This window comes from Shinella sp. M31 (assembly GCF_049199205.1).
GTDB lineage: Bacteria > Pseudomonadota > Alphaproteobacteria > Rhizobiales > Rhizobiaceae > Shinella.
Genome location: NZ_JBLZPH010000138.1, coordinates 85,080 through 101,791 on the forward strand (window position 1 = coordinate 85,080; position 16,712 = coordinate 101,791).

16 protein-coding genes are annotated in these 16,712 nt (G+C 64.2%); 10 read left to right on the plus strand and 6 right to left on the minus strand.

Going from position 1 to position 16,712, the window contains the following annotated elements; genetic code table 11:
* Positions 1–64: 64 nt before the first annotated feature.
* Positions 65–493 carry a hypothetical protein gene (locus tag ACOZKU_RS22095; protein ID WP_421580694.1) on the plus strand — a complete coding sequence of 143 codons (429 nt, stop codon included), beginning with the start codon at positions 65–67 and terminating at the stop codon, positions 491–493.
* Positions 494–568: 75 nt separating this feature from the next.
* Complete coding sequence (locus ACOZKU_RS22100) at positions 569–1,222, plus strand: response regulator (protein WP_421580695.1); 654 nt, start codon at positions 569–571, stop codon at positions 1,220–1,222.
* A gap of 2 nt (positions 1,223–1,224) precedes the next feature.
* On the opposite strand, the gene ACOZKU_RS22105 is transcribed toward ACOZKU_RS22100, so the two are convergent.
* A complete protein-coding gene (locus ACOZKU_RS22105) occupies positions 1,225–4,725 on the minus strand; it encodes a PAS domain-containing hybrid sensor histidine kinase/response regulator (protein ID WP_421580696.1) in 3,501 nt (1,166 codons plus the stop codon).
* Positions 4,726–4,910: 185 nt separating this feature from the next.
* On the opposite strand from ACOZKU_RS22105, the gene mscL reads away from it, so the two are divergent.
* Positions 4,911–5,351 (plus strand): large conductance mechanosensitive channel protein MscL, encoded by a 441-nt coding sequence (gene mscL, locus ACOZKU_RS22110; protein WP_421580697.1) that lies wholly within the window; start codon positions 4,911–4,913, stop codon positions 5,349–5,351.
* A gap of 49 nt (positions 5,352–5,400) precedes the next feature.
* Here mscL and ACOZKU_RS22115 read toward each other — a convergent pair whose 3' ends face one another.
* The 5 genes from ACOZKU_RS22115 to ACOZKU_RS22135 form a co-directional block, all read right to left on the minus strand.
* Complete coding sequence (locus ACOZKU_RS22115) at positions 5,401–6,096, minus strand: hypothetical protein (RefSeq protein ID WP_421580698.1); 696 nt, start codon at positions 6,094–6,096, stop codon at positions 5,401–5,403.
* A gap of 332 nt (positions 6,097–6,428) precedes the next feature.
* Positions 6,429–8,036 (minus strand): 5-guanidino-2-oxopentanoate decarboxylase, encoded by a 1,608-nt coding sequence (locus ACOZKU_RS22120; protein ID WP_421580699.1) that lies wholly within the window; start codon positions 8,034–8,036, stop codon positions 6,429–6,431.
* A complete protein-coding gene (locus tag ACOZKU_RS22125; RefSeq protein ID WP_421580700.1) occupies positions 8,033–9,223 on the minus strand; it encodes a pyridoxal phosphate-dependent aminotransferase in 1,191 nt (396 codons plus the stop codon). The genes ACOZKU_RS22120 and ACOZKU_RS22125 overlap by 4 nt, the downstream gene beginning before the upstream one ends.
* A gap of 127 nt (positions 9,224–9,350) precedes the next feature.
* Complete coding sequence (locus tag ACOZKU_RS22130; protein ID WP_314090057.1) at positions 9,351–9,989, minus strand: TetR family transcriptional regulator C-terminal domain-containing protein; 639 nt, start codon at positions 9,987–9,989, stop codon at positions 9,351–9,353.
* Positions 9,990–10,002: 13 nt separating this feature from the next.
* A complete protein-coding gene (locus ACOZKU_RS22135; protein ID WP_421580701.1) occupies positions 10,003–10,881 on the minus strand; it encodes a dimethylarginine dimethylaminohydrolase family protein in 879 nt (292 codons plus the stop codon).
* Between the two features lie 212 nt (positions 10,882–11,093).
* Between ACOZKU_RS22135 and ACOZKU_RS22140 the strand changes: the two genes are divergently transcribed.
* From ACOZKU_RS22140 to ACOZKU_RS22170, 7 genes are all read left to right on the plus strand, one after another.
* Positions 11,094–11,867, plus strand: coding sequence for an ABC transporter ATP-binding protein (locus ACOZKU_RS22140; protein ID WP_421580702.1), 774 nt, complete (start codon positions 11,094–11,096; stop codon positions 11,865–11,867).
* Positions 11,868–11,896: 29 nt separating this feature from the next.
* On the plus strand, positions 11,897–12,679 hold the full coding sequence (locus ACOZKU_RS22145) for a transporter substrate-binding domain-containing protein (protein ID WP_314090051.1): 783 nt from the start codon (positions 11,897–11,899) through the stop codon (positions 12,677–12,679).
* A gap of 69 nt (positions 12,680–12,748) precedes the next feature.
* Positions 12,749–13,477 carry an ABC transporter permease gene (locus tag ACOZKU_RS22150; protein WP_421580703.1) on the plus strand — a complete coding sequence of 243 codons (729 nt, stop codon included), beginning with the start codon at positions 12,749–12,751 and terminating at the stop codon, positions 13,475–13,477.
* The gene (locus ACOZKU_RS22155) at positions 13,477–14,295 is read left to right on the plus strand and encodes an ABC transporter permease (RefSeq protein ID WP_421580704.1); all 819 of its coding nucleotides are present in this window, start codon (positions 13,477–13,479) and stop codon (positions 14,293–14,295) included. Before ACOZKU_RS22150 ends, ACOZKU_RS22155 begins: the two co-directional genes overlap by 1 nt.
* 1 nt (position 14,296) lies before the next feature.
* Positions 14,297–15,466, plus strand: a complete 1,170-nt coding sequence (locus ACOZKU_RS22160; RefSeq protein WP_421580705.1) for a M20 aminoacylase family protein — start codon at positions 14,297–14,299, stop codon at positions 15,464–15,466.
* A 491-nt stretch (positions 15,467–15,957) separates the two neighbouring features.
* The gene (locus tag ACOZKU_RS22165; RefSeq protein WP_314090043.1) at positions 15,958–16,206 is read left to right on the plus strand and encodes a hypothetical protein; all 249 of its coding nucleotides are present in this window, start codon (positions 15,958–15,960) and stop codon (positions 16,204–16,206) included.
* A 74-nt stretch (positions 16,207–16,280) separates the two neighbouring features.
* Positions 16,281–16,508, plus strand: coding sequence for a hypothetical protein (locus ACOZKU_RS22170; RefSeq protein WP_314090041.1), 228 nt, complete (start codon positions 16,281–16,283; stop codon positions 16,506–16,508).
* Positions 16,509–16,712 lie beyond the last annotated feature (204 nt).

Here is a 16,712-nt window from a genome sequence, read left to right on the forward strand (position 1 = left end):
CGTGTTCTACGGTAGCGCTTGCCGCAAAGAACGGCTGTTGTCCACGGCTTCTGGAGGATTTTGCATGCGAATCTCTGCTCTGCCCCTGACCTTCGCCGCTTTCGTCCTCGCAGGCTCCGCCCATGCGGACGGCGAGGGGCGCTACCGCATGGAAAAGACCGAGACCGGCTTCATCCGCCTCGACACGACCTCGGGCGATGTCTCGCTCTGCCGCGAAAAGGACGGCCAGATCGTCTGCCGCATGGCGGCCGACGAGCGCGCGGCCTTCGAGAAGGAGCTCGACCTGCTCACCAGACGCGTGGAAGCGCTGGAAAAGGGCGGCGCAACGGCGCTTACGGATGCAAAACCGTCGCTGCCGACGGATGAAGAGATTGACCGGACCATGACCGTCATGGAAAAGATGATGCAGAGGTTCATGGGCATCGTGAAAAATCTCGAGGACGGAGAGGAGAAAGCCGTTCCCGAGAAAGGCGCGGACCCGCAGAAGACCTGACGGAGAGCCTGCGCCCGCGCCGCCTCCGTCATCGGTCCATCTACTCTTGGGCCATTTACTCTTGGGAGGGAGCGCATGGCATCGGCACTCACGATCATCATCGCGGACGACCATCCGCTGTTTCGCGGCGCCTTGAAACAGGCGCTGACGGGCATGGACGGCAATCCCGATATCGTCGAGGCCGGCGATTTCGAGGCGGCGCGCAAGGCCGCCGAGGCGAACCCCAATGCCGACCTGCTGCTGCTCGATCTCGCCATGCCCGGCGTCAGCGGCCTTTCCGGGCTCATCTCGCTGCGCGCCGAATTCCAGAGCCTGCCGGTCGTCATCGTCTCGGCCAGCGACGATCCCGTCACCATTCGCCGCGCGCTCGATCTCGGCGCCTCCGGCTTCATCTCCAAATCGGCCTCCATCGAGGACATCCGCGAAGGCATCGCTTCGGTGCTGGCCGGCAATATCTATACGCCCGGCGGCTATGTGCGCGGGCCCGAGCAGGACAGCGAGGTAGCCGATCTCATCGCGCGGCTGCGCACGCTCACCCCGCAGCAATCGCGCGTGCTCGCCATGCTGGCCGAAGGCCTGCTCAACAAGCAGATCGCCTACGAACTCGGCGTCTCCGAGGCGACCATCAAGGCGCATGTCTCGGCAATCCTGCTGAAGCTCAATGTCGACAGCCGCACCCAGGCGGTCATCCAGCTCGGCAAGATCGGCGCGGCGCAGGCGGCGGCCTGAACCTATTCTGCCGCCTCCCGCTGCAAGGCGGAAAATTGGGTCAGCCAAGCGCGCATGGAGGCCGGGCGCACCGGTTTGTTCTGCACGAGAATAGTGTCCCGCTCCGCCTCGGCGCGGACCTCCGGCGTGCGGTCGGCGGTGACGAGGAGGGCGGGGATCTCGCGGGCGAGCGCAGCGCGGAGTTTTCCGATCGCGGCAATGCCGGTGCCGTCGTCGAGATGGTAGTCGGCGATCACGGCGTCCACGGCCGGCGGGCCGGCGGCGACCAGGGCTTCCACGGCCGCGACTGATTCGGCGAGCGTCACCGTGCAGCCCCAGCCGGACAGCAGCAGGCGCATACCGTCGAGGATTTTCGGCTCGTTGTCGATGCAGAGCACGCGCAGGCCCTTGAGCGGCTCGTCGCTGACGGGCGTCGCGGCCGGCTTGTCGGCAATGTGGCGGCTGGCGGCGGCGTCGACCGGTACGCGCACCTTGAAACTGGTGCCGCGGCCGGGTGTCGATTGCAGCTCCACGGGATGCGACAGCACGCGCGAAATGCGATCGACGATGGAAAGGCCGAGGCCCAGCCCCGGCGCAGTCTTCGCGCCCTCGTCGAGCCGGGCGAATTCCTTGAAGACCGTGCGGAATTTCGAGGCGGGAATGCCGATGCCGGAATCGAGCACCTGGATGACGGCGTGCCCGCCCTTGCGGCGCACGCCGACCAGCACCTTGCCGGACTGGGTGTATTTGATGGCATTCGACACGAGGTTCTGCACGACGCGGCGCAAGAGGTTCGGGTCGGTGCGGATGGCGAGCGAGCTGGAAAGCACGGTCAGCTTGAGGTTCTTCGCCCGCGCCATCGGCGCGAAGTCGGTCTCGATGCGCTTCAGCAGGTCCTTCAGCGCCACTGTCTGCACGCGCGGCTTCATCGCACCGGTATCGAGCCGGGAAATATCGAGCACGGCGCCGAGGATCGCTTCCACCGATTCCAGCGAGGAATCGATGTTGTGGATCATCTCGCGGTTTTCTGTCTCGCCGAGTCGCTCGACCAGTGAGGAGGAGTAGAGGCGGGCGGCATTGAGCGGCTGGAGAATGTCGTGGCCGGCAGCCGCGAAGAAGCGGGTCTTGCCGATATTGGCCTCTTCGGCGGCGGCGCGCGCTTCGGCAAGCTCGGTGTTGACGCGGGTCAGTTCGGCGGTGCGCTCGGCAACCCGATGCTCCAGCGTTTCGTTGACCTGTTTCAGCGCGCGGTCGGCGGCGACACGGTCGGTGATGTCGGTATAGGTCGAGACGAAACCCTTTTCCGGCATGGCATTGGTGCGCACTTCCACGATGCGCTCGCCGCCGGCCAGAACCAGCGCGAAGGGCTCGTCATAGGTCATGGTGCGGGTGATGGTGGCCGCGCGCTCGTCCTCCGCGATATCGCCGCGCTCGGCAAGGATTTCCACGATGTCGGACAGCGGGAAACCGACCTGGCCGACATATTCCGGCAGGTCGAGCAGCTGGCGGAAGCGGCGGTTCCAGACGGTGAGATTGCCGGCGCTGTCGAAAACGGCGATGCCCTGGTCCATCTGGCCGAGCGCGGTTTGCAGCATGTCCTGATTGTATTGCAGCGCCTCGCTGGCCTGGTCGAGCAGCCAGTCGGTGTCGGTCGGCGTGTCGTCGATGCGCTGGAGCACCAGCGACAGCACGAGGCGGGCGGAGGAGGAGCCGATGGCGCTGCCGAGCAGCTGTTCGGAGAAATGCACGATGGCGGCATCGGCCGGCGCATTGTCCTCCAGCCAGCGGCCGACCTGCCGCTCATAGGTGTGGAACGAGCGCTGCATGCGCTCCTCGCCGAGATATTTGGCGATGGTGGTCTTGAGGTCGCGCACGGTGACCTTCGTGCGGCGTCCGCGGAAGGCGCGCTCGAGGCGCGGCTTGGAGCGGATGAAGGTGCCGGCCTGCAGGCGCTCCAGCGAGGTCGGGTTGCGCGTCAGCGAACCGATGACATAGGCGCCGATATTGACCATCATCGCGACCAGCGTGGCGTTGACCAGCGGATCGGCATTGGCACCGGTGAAGACGGTGGAACCGGGGAAGAGGAAGCCGAGAATGGTTTCGGCGACATAGGCATTGTCGGCCACCCCGATGCTCGGCAGGAACAGAAGGTAGGCCCAGACGACGAGGCCGCAGATCATGCCGGCCATGGCGCCGCGCGCATTGGCATTGCGCCAGAACAGCCCGCCGAGCATAGTCGGCGCGACCTGCGCCACGGCGGCAAAGGCGAGCAGGCCCATCGAGGCGAGGCCGGCATTGGCGGTGGCGGCGCGGTAGTAGGCATAGCCGAGCAGCAGCACGAAGAAGATCGCCAGCCTGCGGATGATGAGCAGCATGCGCGACAGGTCGTCCTGCTGCTCGACGCCGCCGATGAGGTTTCGCCGGAGCACGACGGGAATGACGATGTCGTTCGACACCATGATGGAGAGTGCCACCGAGGCGACGATGACCATGGCGGTGGCGGCGGAAAAGCCGCCGACGAAGGCGATCAGCGTCAGCACCGGCTGGTCGAGCGCGAAGGGCAGCGTCAGCACATAGAGATCGCCGTCGCCCGCGCCGTTGAAGGTCATGACGCCGCCGATCGCGACGGGCAGGACGAAGATGTTGATGGCGACGAGGTAGAGCGGGAAGAGGACGCCGGCGGTGCGCAATTCGCCGGCCGTGCGGTTTTCCACGACCGTCACATGGAACTGGCGCGGCAGCATGATGATGGCGAAGGCGGAGAGCACGATGAGCAGCACCCAGCGCGCCACCGGCGTCTCATAGGTTAGCGCCTGCATGACGCGCTCGTTCTGCGCGGCCTGCCGCCAGAGATCGCCCGGCCCGTCGAACATGACATAGAGCACGTAGAGGCCGACGGAGGCGATGGCAATGAGCTTGACCAGCGATTCCATCGAGATCGCCAGGATCAGACCGTCCTGGTGCTCGGTCGCATCCGTGTGGCGCGTGCCGAAGACGATGGCGAAGCACGCGAGGAAGAGCGTGACGACCAGCGGCAGGTCGATGAGCCCGCCGGAGGCGGCGATGCCGAAGCCGGTCGTATCGACCATGGCCGAGACCGAACTCGACACGGCTTTCAGCTGGAGCGCGATATAGGGGATGTAGCCGATCAGCGAGATGAGCGCGACGACGGCGGCGACACCGGGATTCTTGCCGTAGCGGGCGGCGACGAAATCGGCAATCGAGGTGAGGCGTTCGGATTTGGCGAGCGTCACGATGCGGCGGATCAGCGGCATGCCGAGCGTGAACATCAGGATCGGGCCGATATAGATGCCGGCGAATTCCAGGCCATGGGTGGTGGCCAGCCCAACGCCGCCGAAATAGGTCCAGGAGGTGCAGTAGATCGCAAGGCTCAGCGCATAGACGAGCGGGCGGCCCTTCGAGGCGCGCTCGGACCGCTGGGCCTTGCGGTCGCCGTAACTTGCCACTGCAAAGAGCAGCAGGAGATAGGCGAGCGCGAGCGCGAATATCAGCGAGCCCGGCATGCTTCCTCCCGCAGTCCATCGGCCTTTGCAGGTAGAATAGGGCAAAGCGGGCACGAAGGAAATTGCGCCGAAGGTCTGAGATGGAAAGACGTCGCGGATAAACCGCTCAATATTGACGGAGTGCAGTTTCCTCCCGCGAAAAACTGCACTAGTTTGCTTTCGCGTCGCAGCAAAAGGAGGGGCTTATGCTCAACGAGTTCAAGGCGTTCATCGCCCGCGGCAATGTCATGGACCTTGCGGTGGGTGTCATCATCGGTGCAGCCTTCAACAAGATCGTCGAATCCATCGTCAACGATCTCGTCATGCCGATCGTCGGTGCGCTGACCGGGGGCGGTTTCGACTTTTCCAACTATTTCATCGCGCTGTCGAGCAATGTGACGGCAACGTCGCTGGCCGCGGCCCGTGAACAGGGCGCCGTTTTCGCCTACGGCAATTTCATCACCGTTTTCATCAACTTCCTCATCCTCGCCTGGATCATCTTCCTGATGATCAAGGGCGTGAACCGCATGCGCGCGTCGCTGGAGAGGGAAAAGGAAGCCGGTGCCGCCGAGCCTGCGCCGCCGCCGGAAGACGTCCAGCTGCTGACGGAAATCCGCGACCTCCTGAAGAGCCGCCCGGCCGTCTGAGGCTGGTGCGCCAAGATTTTCAAGAAAGGCCCGGTTTCCGCCGGGCCTTTTACGTTGCCGGCCAGCCGTTGGCGCGGGCGTCTTCCAGTGTTGCCAGAAGCGCATCCTTTGGTGACAGGCCGAGCGTCTCGGATTGGCGCTGCAGCCAGCGCGCGTGCACCATGCGGATTTCGACGGGAATACGCGGCAGACCGAGTGCGAGCGCCACCGCCATGCGGTGCTTACCGTTGGTGTGGCGCACGAGCCGGCCATCCGCATCGATCGCAACACCGATGTCGCGTTCTGCGAAATCCTGCCAGAATGTGCGTGTCCAGCGGTGCCGACGGCCGGTCTGGCCGCGCAGGCCGAGATCGGAATGCGGCACGATGCCGTTCTTTTCGATATCGGAGATCAGGGCGAGATAGTATTCAAAATAGCCGTCGAGCTTGTCGGCCGTGTCGAGTGCTATGCGGTTGCGGTGGACCGTTTCTCCCTTGGCGATCCGTTCGGCATATCGTTTGTAGCGCGGCCCTTCCTGGAAGTTTCTCCGGTACTTGCAAAGCTCGACGATCTCCGCATGGGAGTATGATTTGCTTACTGGAGCAAGAATGGGGCGCCAGTCGCCTCCATCGAGGAAATGTGTGCCGATCCAGCGGATATGACCGTTGTCCATGACATAATCGAGCAGGCGCGTCGTGATGGCCTTGGGATCGACGGAAAAGAGAAGGGCATCGAAGAAATGGAAATGCGCCTGTGCGGCAGGCAAGGCATGGCCACCCTCTTCACCGAGGCGCTTTATCGCGCGATCGAATCGTCCGGAAAAACCGACATGGGCGGCCATGAGGTCATGGAGCGGCACCCAGTCGAGCGCGCGCCGTAGAAGCGTGGGATTGGGGGGGCGAATGCCGGCGGACGGCTTTTCGTAAGCCGGCCCTGGGAATATCTGCTGTTCCGTCAACCCTCTACCCGGTCCGTTTTTGACCGTCAGCGCAGGATAAGGCAACGGCCGGGCATCCATGACAAATAAACGACGATTTGCAAAGAGCCGGCCGCCACAGGTTGTAGCGACGAAAACCCGCAGGAATTGTATGCGGCCGGTTAGGCGGTCGCACCCCTGGTTTTCGTCTGGTGGATTTCCAGAAGGCTCGGCCCGTTGCGACCCGCGGCCCGCTCCAGTGCTGCCGGCAGGTCCCTGACGTCGGCGATGGGCTCGGAGGGCACGCCGTACGCCTTGCCGATGGCGATGAAGTCCGGCGCGGACGGCTTGACGCCCTCCGGCGTGATGCCGGCATCCACCATGTAGTTCTCGATCTCCTGGTAGCCGTCATTGTTCCAGACGAGGAAGATCACGCGGGCGCCGGCATCGGCGGCCGAGCCGATTTCCGACAGCGAGAATTGCAGGCCGCCGTCGCCGACGAGGCAGACGATCGGCGCGTCGGGTTCGGCGAGCGCCGCGCCGATGGCGGCCGGCGGCGCGAAGCCGAGTGCGCCGTAGCCGGTCGCGGCGTTGAACCAGCTGCGCGGGCGAGGGGCCGCGCAATAATAGTTGCCGGCATAGACCGCCTGGGTCGAGTCTCCGACGATGATCGCCTTGGGCAGCGTGCGGTAGATCGCGTCGATGACGCCGACTTCCGCCTGCATCTTCGGTGTCAGCTCGTTCCAGGCGCCTTTGCGCGCCGTCTCGGCGCGAGCGGCACCGTTGCTGATGACCTTGTGGCCTTCGAGGAAGCCGAGCATGCCGGCGGCGGCGGTCTTGGCGCTGGAGAAGATCGACAGGCCCGATTGCGGCGCGCGGGCAAGCTGGGCGGCGTCGATATCGATGCGGATCAGCGAGCGCAGCCGCGGGAAGCCGCCGTCGACATTGATGTCATAGTCGGTCGGGCCGAATTCCGTGCCGAAGGCGACGACGAGATCGGCATCCGACAGCATGCGGCGCACGGATTTCATGCTGGGGCTGGCCGGCACGCACAGCGGATGGCCGGCCAGCATGCCGCGGGCATTGACAGTGGTGACGACGGGCGCGCCGATGCGCTCGGCGAGCGCCCGGACTTCCTCTTCCGCCGTGATCGCGCCGCCGCCGGCGAGAATGACGGGGCGCGAGGCATTCGTGCAGAGGATGGCGGCGCGCTGAAGGGTTTCGGCGTCCGCCCGCGGGCGCGTCGCGACGGCGGCGGGGAAGCTCGCCGTCTCGATCTGCTTTGCCATCACGTCCGTCGGGATTTCGATATGGACGGGGCCGGGACGGCCGGAGAGCAGCACGGCGAAGGCGCGCTCGACGACGAGCGGCAGGTCGGCCGGGTTGAGCAGCGTGTGCGAATAGAGCGCCAGTGTCTTCATCATGCCCTGCTGGTCGGGCAGTTCATGCAGGAGACCGCGGCCATGGCCGAGCGAATCGCGCTTGTTGACGCCCGAGATGACCAGCATCGGCACGGAATCCTGCCGGGCCTGCGCCATTGCGGTAATCGTGTTGGTGAGGCCGGGGCCAGTGATAACGAGCGCGACGCCCGGCTTGCCGGAGACGCGGGCATAACCGTCCGCCATGAAGCCGGCGCCCTGTTCGTGGCGCGGCGTGATGTGGCGGATCTTCGAGGCGGCGAGGCCACGGTAGAGCTCGACCGTGTGGACGCCGGGAATGCCGAACACGACCTCGACGCCGTTGGCCTCCAAGAGATCGACGAGGACTTCGCCTACGGTTTTCGTGGTCATGCGCGGCGCTCCTTCGGCAGGGTGGATCGGGCGGCAAGCGCGGCGATGCGCCGGCAGGCCTCGTCGATATGGGTATCCGGAACGGTGAGGCTGAGGCGGATGAAGCCTGCCGCCTGCACACCGAAGGATGAGCCCGGCATCACCGCGATCCCTTCTTCGCGCAGAAGCGCCCAGGCGAAATCCTCGCCGCTCATGCCGGTCTGAGAGACATCCACCACGATGAACATGCCGGCTTCCGGCGGAAGCGGTGTCACACCTGGCGCGCGCGATAGCGCCTCGGCAAAGCGGGCGGCGCGGGCCTGGTAGGTCCGGCGCATGGTGGCGGCGGTCGAGATCGGATTGTCGAGCGCATAGGCCGTCATGTCGGCGATGAAGGGCTGACCGCCGAACAACATGGTCTCGGAGACGGCAAGCAGGCGCGTGCAGAACTCCTTCGGGCCGACCGTCCAGCCGCTGCGGAAGCCGGGCGCGGCATGGGATTTGGAGATCGAGGAGACGACGATGGTGCGCTCGGCAAGATCGGCATTGTCGAAAGGCGAGGCGAAGGTCGCGCCGAAGACCAGCTGTTCGTAGACCTCGTCGCAGACGATCCAGAGATCGTGTTTGCGGCAGACGGCACCGATCTCGGCGATTTCCTGGGCGGTCAAAACGGCGCCGGTCGGGTTGTGCGGCGTGTTGAGCAGCAGGACGCGGCTTTCGGGCGTGATGGCGGCCTCGAGATCGGCGGCCTTCATGTGAAAACCGTTTTCGGGGCGCAGCGGCACGGGAACCTGCACGGCACCCGTCGACCGGATGACGCCTTCATAGGTGGCATAGAGCGGGTCGCCGACGAGCACGGCATCGCCCGCCTCGACGAGGCCGAGCATGACGGCGAAAAGCGCGGTCTGGGTGCCGGGGAAACACAGCACGTTTTCGGCGGTCACGTCGCTGCGGCGCTTCTGGTATTTGCGCACGACGGCATCGACGACGGAGGGTTCGCCGCGGCCGTTGGAATAGCGGTAGCGGCCGGCATGCATGGCGCGCACGGCCTCAGCCAGCAAGGCAGGATCCGGCGGCACATCGGGTTCGCCGATGGTGAGCTCGATGATCGCCTTGCCCTCCTGCTTCATGCGCCGCGCCTCGGCGTGGATCGCCCACTTTTCCGAGCCGAGGTTCTGAAGCCGGTCTGTGATGGACGCATAGCGCATGGCTATTCTCCGTGTTTGAAAATTTCTGGAGCATTTCCAGCCGAAACGGTGTCGCTTCGGCGTCGGATAATGCGGTAAAAACTAAAACCTGGAACATTTCCGGTGAAACGGAAATGTTCCAGGGGATTTAACGACCGGACGACGGAGTGTCGGCCGGTCTCAGGCGTAATCCAAGCAAGGTTTCGATCGAGGTCAGTGCGATCTCGACCAGTTCGCTATCGCCGAACAGTTCGCCGGCCAGGCAGCCTTCCAGCCAGAGACCGTCGAGCAGGCCGTTGATGGCGATCGCCAGCCTGCGGCAGCGTTCCGGCGAGGAATCCGCGCCGCGAACGGCGAGGAAATCGGCAAGCAGGTGTTCCAGCGTGTCGCGGAAGCTGAGGTAACCTTCGCGGTGGATCGCGGCCAGTTCCGGATCGACGCTGACCCGGCTGATGAACGAGGCCCAGAGCGACAGGCTGCGGCTGTTGGCGACCGGCTCCGTCAGGTTGATGACGATGAAGTCGCGCAGCCGCGTTTCCGCGTCGCCCGACACCCGCTCGGCCTTCTCCGTCAGCCGGGCGATGACGACGCGGTAGGCCTCCTGAAGGATATGCTCCTTCGACTGGAAATAGTGCCGGATCAGGCCCGCCGTGACGCCTGCCTTGATGGCGATCTGCCGGACCGTCGCGCCTTCGAGCCCGTATTCCGCGATACAATCGAGCGTCGCCTCGATCAGATCGTGGCGACGTTCGGCCTCGGGGGCGCGATGGAAGGTCCGGCGGGCCATTGGGCGCCCCCGTTTAAGCCGCCCGGCGCAGCACCGGCCGCGTCAGGCAGGTCGGGCCGCCCTCGCAGGCGATGCACAGCGCATCGGCCTCGAAGGTCTGCACGGTGCAGCCGGCCGCTTCCATTGCCGCCTTGGTGGCCGGAAAGCCTTCGACCATGATGACCTCGTGCGGGCGGGTCGGCAGCACGTTGAGCGACAGGCCGTTGCTGGCATGGAATTCGTCCGCCGGCGCTTCGATCAGCGTCACGCCGCGCTTCTTCAGGAGCTGGTAGAAGGCGGCCGGCAGCAGCGGCGCGAAGACCAGAGCGAGATTGTCGGCCAGCGGGCTCATCACGCTCATCAGGTGCAGGCAGGCCTCTTCGCCGTGCCAGAGCGGCAGGTCGTAGGCGAGAACCGTCACGCCGTGCGGCGCGAGGATCGCGGAAATCTGGTCGATGCCCTCCTGGTTGGTGCGCACGCCGCGGCCGATGACCAACGTCTTGGCATCGAGCCAGATGCAATCGCCGCCTTCGACGGTGCCGGCGCCCTCGATGCGGCCGAGGATCGGGATCTGGCGCTCGGCATAGGCCTTTTCATGCAGGGCGGTCTCGGCGACACGCAGCGGCTTGCCCATGCGCAAGAGGATGGCGCCATGGTCGGACATCAGCGAGGGGTCATGGGTGAACATGGCGTCCGCCAGCCCGTCGCCGTCGTCCTCGAGCCAGATGATCTCGGTGCCGGACTTTTCGACGAGCTCCGCGAAGGCCTTGTACTGGTGCACGGCGCGCGCGCCGTCGAAGGTCGGGCCGTAATGCCACTTAGCCGGATCGGCGGACGAGAGGCTGGCGCCGGGGCGGCGCATCAGAACGCGCATCAGGGGGGCCGACATTTCCTGCGAACCGTAGGCGGTCATTCAATACTCCCAAGGAATTTTTGATCGAAGACTGGTGCTGCCAGAAAAGTCAGCGACCACGCTATTATACGCTTGAACAATTTCTTAACAAGTGCCACGATGCAATTCACAGGACGAAACGACGGGCCGAAGATGCCCGCGGGAACGCTGAAAACAGGGGAATTTGGCATGTGTCATGCATCGATTTTCCGTGCGCTGGAGACCTCTCCACGATGACGGAACGCGCCGAGGCTATCGCGGTCACGCAACTGCACAAGCGCTTCGGACCGCTCGAGGTTCTCAAGGGCGTATCGCTCACCGCGCATGAGGGCGACGTCATCGCCATCATCGGCGGATCGGGTTCGGGCAAGTCGACCTTCCTTCGCTGCATCAACATGCTGGAGCTGCCGAGCGCCGGCACGGTGACCATCCATGGCGAGACGATCGCCATGAAGAAAGACGGTCATGGCGGCATGATGCCGGCCGACCGCAAGCAGGTGCAGCGCCTGCGCTCCCGCCTCGGCATGGTGTTCCAGAGCTTCAATCTGTGGCAGCACATGACGATCCTCGAAAACGTCATCGAGGCGCCGGTGCATGTGCTCGGCATCAGGAAGGACGAGGCGATCGAGCGGGCGGAAACGCTGCTGCGCCGCGTCGGTCTGCACGAGAAGCGCGATGCCTATCCGGCCTTCCTTTCGGGCGGCCAGCAGCAGCGTGCGGCGATTGCCCGCGCGCTCGCCATCCAGCCCCACGTCATGCTGTTCGACGAACCCACCTCCGCGCTCGACCCGGAACTGGTGGGCGAAGTGCTCACCGTCATCGGCGACCTCGCCAAGGAAAAGCGCACCATGATCCTCGTCACGCACGAGATGAAGTTCGCGCGCAACGTGGCGAGCCATGTGGTGTTCCTGGCGAACGGCGTCATCGAGGAGCAGGGCCCGCCGGATGAGATTTTCGGCGCACCGAAATCGGAGCGGCTGAAGAAGTTCATCAGCTCCATCCATTGAGAAGCAAAAAAACCAACAGAGGGAAAATCATGAAGAGTGCCTTGAAGACAATCGCCCTTGCCGCCGCGATCGGCCTTTCGGCCATTTCGGGTGCCGCGGCCGAGCAGGTCCGCGTCGGTTTTGCCGCCGAGCCCTATCCACCCTTCACCTCGCCGGACGCCTCGGGCAACTGGGAAGGCTGGGAAGTGGACTTCATGAAGGCGATCTGCGCGGAAGCGAAGCTCGACTGCGTCATTACGCCCGTTGCCTGGGATGGCATCATCCCGGCGCTGACCACCAATAAGATCGACATGATTATCGGCTCCATGTCGATCACGGCGGAACGCCTGCAGACGATCGACTTCTCCGACAAGTACTACAACTCGCCTCCGGGCATCATCGGCGCCAAGGATGCGAAGTTCGACGCCACGCCGGAAGGCCTTGCAGGCAAGACGCTCGGCGTGCAGGTCGCGACCATCCACCAGGTCTATGCCAACAAGTATTTCGGTGCTGCCGGTGCGACGGTCAAGGAATACCAGACCCAGGATGAGGCCAACAACGACCTGGCCGCCGGCCGTATCGACGCCGTGCAGGCGGACTCGATTGCGCTCGGCGACTTCCTGAAGACCGAACAGGGTTCGGCCTGCTGCGACATGAAGGGCACCGTGAAGGACGATCCGGAAATCCTCGGCCTCGGCGTCGGCGTCGGCCTGCGCAAGGGCGAGACGGAGCTGAAGGACAAGATCAACGCCGCCATCAAGGCGATCCGCGCCAACGGCACCTACGACACGTTCTCGAAGAAGTATTTCGACTTCGACGTCTACGGCGGCTGATCGGGCCTCGCATTGTAATGCCGGCGGCTCGTGCCGCCGGCAATTCTCCTCGAACAGACGCGAGACCCCATGGCCGATGCCGGATCGCTGATCAACTGGAGCCTGCTTGCGCTCGAGCCGCCCGGCTGGGGCGGGGTGCTTCTGGCGGGGTTGTGGAATTCCATCCAGATCGCCGTCGGCGGCTACGGACTCGGCCTCATCCTCGGTACGGGCGGTGCCATGGGCAAGCTTTATGGCGGCCCGGTCACCAAGGATCTGCTCGAAGTCTACACGACGCTGGTGCGCGCCGTGCCGGAACTCGTTCTCATCCTCATTCTTTATTATGCCGGCACGGATGTGCTGAGCCAGATCTCCATTGCATTCGGCTGGGGTGCGGTCGATATCAGCGGCCTTGCCGCCGGCATCTTCGTCATCGGCGTCGTGCAGGGCGCCTATTCCACCGAGGTCATCCGCGGCGCGATCAAGGCTGTGCCGGCGGGGCAGATCGAGGCGGCGCGCGCCTACGGCATGGCGCCCACCCAGATCATGCGCCGCATCACGCTGCCGGCGATGCTGCCGCACGCCATTCCCGGCCTCTCCAATCTCTGGCTCATCGCCACGAAGGATACGGCGCTGCTTGCCGTCGTCGGCTTCTCCGAGCTGACGCTGGTGACGCGCCAGGCGGCGGGCAGCACCAAGGCCTACCTTCTGTTCTTCTGCGCGGCGGGCGTGCTCTATCTGATGATCACGCTCGTCTCCAACGTGCTGATCGGCTTCATCGAGCGCCACTACCGGCGCGGCATGACGAGGACGGCGTGATGACGGAACAAACCGTTTCGGCGATGGCGCTGACCGAACTGCCCAGCAAGCAGAGCTTCTTCAAGCCGCACCGCATCGTGCTGATGGCGATCGCCGCGATCTTCGTGTTCTGTGTCATCTGGTTCATGCGCTGGGAATGGGTGCCGAAATATTCCGGTGCGCTGGCCTATGGCGTCGGCGTGACGCTGCTGATGCTGTTTGCCACCTCGATCCTCGGCTTCTTTCTTGCGGTGCCGATCGGCCTCGTGCAGGTGACGGGGCCGTGGCCGCTGAAAATGCTGGCCAAGGGCTTTTGCACCATCATCCGCGGCACGCCGCTGCTGCTTCAGCTCTGGCTGCTCTATTATGGCCTCGGCTCGCTGTTTCCACAGTTTCCCGGCATCCGCAGCTCGTTCCTCTGGCCTTATCTGCGCGAGGCCTGGCCCTATGGCGTGGCAGCGCTGACGCTGTCCTTCGCAGCCTATGAGGGCGAGGTGATGCGCGGCGCCTTTGCCGGCGTGCCGCCGGGCGAACTGGAGGCCGCGCGCGCCTATGGCATGAGCCCCTTCACCATGTTCCGCCGCATCTGGCTGCCGCGCGCCGTTTATCGTGCGCTGCCGACGCTGAACGGCGAAACCGTGCTGCAGCTGAAGTCGACGCCGCTCGTCGCGACGATCACCGTGATCGACGTCTATGCCGTCATCTCCAAGGTGCGGCAGGCGACCTATCTCACCTATGAGCCGCTGTTGCTGCTCGCGCTCATCTATCTCTGCCTCACTGCCGTCTTGGTCGTGGCCTTCCGCTATTTCGAAAGCAAGATCCCTTCACGTGGTGCCTGATATGTCCATTCATACGTCGCTTCAAAATTCCATGCCCGAACTGATGGCGATCCGCCGCGACCTGCACGAACATCCCGAACTCGGCCTCGAGGAGTTTCGCACCTCCGACGTCATCGCCCGCCATCTGGAAAGCTACGGATATAAAGTGACGCGCGGCCTTGCGACGACCGGCCTCGTCGCCACGCTCGTGAACGGCAGCGGCCGCAAGTCCATCGGCATCCGCGCCGATATCGATGCCCTGCCGATCTTCGAGGAGACGGGCCTGCCCTATGCCAGCAAGACGCCCGGCAAGATGCATGCCTGCGGCCACGACGGCCACACGACCATGCTTCTCGGCGCGGCCAAGGCAATTGCCGAACGGCGCAATTTCGACGGCACCGTGCACCTGATCTTCCAGCCGGCCGAGGAAAACTTCGGCGGCGCCAAAATCATGGTGGAGGAGGGGCTGTTCGACCGGTTCCCCTGCGATGCAGTCTTCGGGCTGCACAACGAGCCGAACCTGCCCTTCGGCCAGTTCGCGCTGCGCGAAGGCTCGATCATGGCGGCGGTCGACGAGGCGCGCATCACGGTCAACGGCGTCGGCGGCCACGGCGCCGAACCGCAGGAGACGCTGGATCCGATCGTCTGCGGCGCGTCCATCGTCATGGCGCTGCAGACCATCGTCTCGCGCAATATCCATCCGCTCGATCCCACGGTGGTGACGGTCGGCTCGTTCCATTCGGGCTCGGCCAGCAACATCATCCCGAGCCGTGCGGAAATCGTGCTCGGCATCCGCTCCTTCGATCCTGCCGTGCGCGACGAGCTGGAGCGCCGCATCCGGCTCATCGCCGAACGGCAGGCCGAGAGCTACGGCATGAGCGCCACGGTGAACTACCAGCGCTTCTATGACGCCACCATCAACCACAAGGCCGAGACCGACCTCGTGCGCGACCTGGCGATCCGTTTTGCCGGAGCCGACAAGGTCGTCCACCTCGAGCGGCCCTTCATGGGCAGCGAGGACTTCGCCTATATGCTGAAGGAACGCCCCGGCACCTATTTCTTCCTGGGCGGCAAGAGCGGCGACAACGACAAATCGCTGCATCACCCCGGCTATAATTTCAACGACGACCTGCTTCCGGTCGGTGCCGCCTTCTGGACGGAGCTCGCCGAACACTATCTTAGGGCTGCCTGACCGATTTTTTCAAAGGGCCGGGTTTGCGCATCGCGAATCCGGTGTGGCTTGCAAAGGGTGGCGGGTCGTTTCGCCACCTTTTCGCCATTTTTTGTCACCCATCCGTCCATCAAGCCCGCCTTCGGTGCCCCTGAAAAAGCACACGGATGTGATCGGACGCGAGCGGCAAAACCTTGAAATTGCCGCTTGGCCTCCCTGTGCCACAATTATTGACAACTGATAAATGCGCGCCTCCTGGGGCGGGCAGTGGCGAATAAAATAAATTAAAAACAAAGAGATAGCCTGAGAGTTCGAGCGGGGCGATACCCGCTGGCGGAGCGCTTTTTCGTGTGCCGCAAGGCCGTTCAAAACGGCGCTTTGATCGTCAACGTTTCATTGACAATTAGTTTACCGCCCTCAAACTTGCGTACCATTTAATGAGGGTCCATATCAAAGGGGTCTTCAGGGGCAACCTCTTGGAGAGCATCGCAAGAACAAAAGGAAATACCATTATGAAGAAGCTCGTTGTTGCCACCGCCCTGTTCGCCCTTACGGCCGGATCCGCCTTCGCGGAAAATCCCTATGCAGGACGCACCGATGTCTTCACCTCCGGCCCGAACGCCGGCCAGTCAATTACCGACCAGACGGTCACCTCTTCGGTTGGGCATATGGCACGCCCGGCCGCATCCGACGGCGTCGTCGATCACATCGACCCTGCTGCCAATCGCTACGGCGACGGCGCTCCCTACGCAAGCCGCTGAGCAAAACGCCAGAAACAAGCCCGGAGCGCGCCGGAAGGCCGACCGCTCCCCATCAAATAGGAAAGAGTAAGACCATGAACAAGTTCGCAATCGCCATCGCCGCCCTGTCGCTCTCCGCCGGCGCCGCTTTCGCTGAAAACCCCAACTTCGGCACCAACGACTTCCCGCAGACCCGCCAGGTCGCCGTCGATCACACCACCACGGCATCGATCAAGTCCGGCAACGCTGCAGAGCGCGCCGTCAGCAAGGATAGCACGTCGGTTCTCCGTTACGGCGACGCCGCTCCCTACGCAAACCGTTAATCGACGCCTCACAGGCCCTTCGCCGACCGGCAGGTCCGGTCGGCTGATCCTCCCAAATTCGAAAGGTTAAGACCATGAACAAGTTCGCAATCGCCATCGCCGCCCTGTCGCTTTCCGCCGGTGCCGCTTTCGCTGAAAACCCCAACTTCGGCCGTTCCGATCTCCAGGCCAGCCAGCCGGCCGTCGACCAGTCGATCACCGCAT

Coding starts and splice junctions, on each gene's coding strand:
- ACOZKU_RS22095 (WP_421580694.1), top strand. CDS start 65: ATGCGAATCTCTGCTCTGCCCCTGACCTTCGCCGCTTTCGTCCTCGCA.
- ACOZKU_RS22100 (WP_421580695.1), top strand. CDS start 569: ATGGCATCGGCACTCACGATCATCATCGCGGACGACCATCCGCTGTTT.
- ACOZKU_RS22105 (WP_421580696.1), bottom strand. CDS start 4,725: ATGCCGGGCTCGCTGATATTCGCGCTCGCGCTCGCCTATCTCCTGCTG.
- mscL (WP_421580697.1), top strand. CDS start 4,911: ATGCTCAACGAGTTCAAGGCGTTCATCGCCCGCGGCAATGTCATGGAC.
- ACOZKU_RS22120 (WP_421580699.1), bottom strand. CDS start 8,036: ATGACCACGAAAACCGTAGGCGAAGTCCTCGTCGATCTCTTGGAGGCC.
- ACOZKU_RS22125 (WP_421580700.1), bottom strand. CDS start 9,223: ATGCGCTATGCGTCCATCACAGACCGGCTTCAGAACCTCGGCTCGGAA.
- ACOZKU_RS22130 (WP_314090057.1), bottom strand. CDS start 9,989: ATGGCCCGCCGGACCTTCCATCGCGCCCCCGAGGCCGAACGTCGCCAC.
- ACOZKU_RS22135 (WP_421580701.1), bottom strand. CDS start 10,881: ATGACCGCCTACGGTTCGCAGGAAATGTCGGCCCCCCTGATGCGCGTT.
- ACOZKU_RS22140 (WP_421580702.1), top strand. CDS start 11,094: ATGACGGAACGCGCCGAGGCTATCGCGGTCACGCAACTGCACAAGCGC.
- ACOZKU_RS22145 (WP_314090051.1), top strand. CDS start 11,897: ATGAAGAGTGCCTTGAAGACAATCGCCCTTGCCGCCGCGATCGGCCTT.
- ACOZKU_RS22150 (WP_421580703.1), top strand. CDS start 12,749: ATGGCCGATGCCGGATCGCTGATCAACTGGAGCCTGCTTGCGCTCGAG.
- ACOZKU_RS22155 (WP_421580704.1), top strand. CDS start 13,477: ATGACGGAACAAACCGTTTCGGCGATGGCGCTGACCGAACTGCCCAGC.
- ACOZKU_RS22160 (WP_421580705.1), top strand. CDS start 14,297: ATGTCCATTCATACGTCGCTTCAAAATTCCATGCCCGAACTGATGGCG.
- ACOZKU_RS22165 (WP_314090043.1), top strand. CDS start 15,958: ATGAAGAAGCTCGTTGTTGCCACCGCCCTGTTCGCCCTTACGGCCGGA.
- ACOZKU_RS22170 (WP_314090041.1), top strand. CDS start 16,281: ATGAACAAGTTCGCAATCGCCATCGCCGCCCTGTCGCTCTCCGCCGGC.